1 protein-coding gene is annotated in these 1,231 nt (G+C 62.3%); it reads right to left on the reverse strand.

Annotated elements, in window-relative coordinates; translation table 11 throughout:
- On the reverse strand, window positions 1-1,231 hold a 1,231-nt coding region (locus tag AC1DRJ_RS28400; RefSeq protein ID WP_477805067.1), incomplete at both ends, for an Ig-like domain-containing protein.

A 1,231-nucleotide genomic window follows, 5' to 3' on the forward strand; every position in this document is an offset into this window, starting at 1 on the left:
GAGTCAGGTAGCCGTAAGTACCATTGATATTGGTACCCAGCCCGCCGACCGCCGGGGTCGACGTGTTACTGCCGGCACGTACGCCAATCACCGCCCCACTGCTATCCGGACCGTCGGCGCCAAACTTGTCGTTGTCCAGGACGCTGATATTGACCGTTGCACCTTCCACCGCACTGGCGGTGTTCGCCGCTGCGGTAGGCAGGTCATCGACGATTTTGACGACGATGGTGCTGGTAGTGCTGTTGCCCAGTGCATCAGTGGCCTGGTAAGTGAAACTTTCGCTCAGGGTGTTTGGCCCGTCGTTGGCGTTCGGCGACGTTTTCGGCGCCGAGGTCAGGGTGTAGGTGTACGTGCCGTCGGCGTTGAGCAGGATCTGACCATAGTTGCCGGTGGCGCTGCCCACCAAGGTGTAGGTGATCGCACCCGTCGCACCGCTGACCGAACCGACCAACGTGCCGGTGGCTGTTTCGCCAGTGCTGGTCGGGGCGCTGCCGACGACAGTGCCGGCAGCCAGGTCATGCCCGTCCTGGTTCAGGTCCAAGGCTTTTTCGTAGACCTTCACGTCGGAATCGATGACCGCGGTGATGCAGCTGTTCGACACGTCGATGGTGATGGTGGTGGTGCTTACATCGCCGTCGGCATCACGAATGGTGTAGGTGAACGTGTCCGTGGCGCCTGCTGGCCCTACCGAGTTCGGGTTGCTGTGGTACACGGCATTGCCGGCGGCATCGAGAGTCAGGTAGCCGTARGTACCATTGATATTGGTACCCAGCCCGCCGAYCGCCGGGGTCGACGTGTTACTGCCGGCACGCACGCCAATCACCGCCCCACTGCTATCCGGACCGTCGGCGCCAAACTTGTCGTTGTMCAGRACGCTGATAYTGACCGTTGCGCCTTCGGCTACAGAGGCGGTGTTCGCCGCTGCGGTAGGCAGGTCGTCRACGATKTTGACGACGATGGTGCTGGTRGTGCTGTTGCCCAGTGCATCGGTGGCCTGGTAGGTGAAACTTTCGCTCAGGGTGTTTGGCCCGTCGTTGGCGTTCGGCGACGTTTTCGGCGCCGAGGTCAGGGTGTAGGTGTACGTGCCGTCGGCGTTGAGCAGGATCTGACCATAGTTGCCGGTGRCGCTGCCCACCAAGGTGTAGGTGATCGCACCCGTCGCACCGCTGACCGAACCGACCAACGTGCCGGTGGTTGTTTCGCCAGTGCTGGTCGGGGCGCTGCCGACGAC

It is taken from the genome of Pseudomonas sp. P5_B2, from assembly GCF_056400445.1.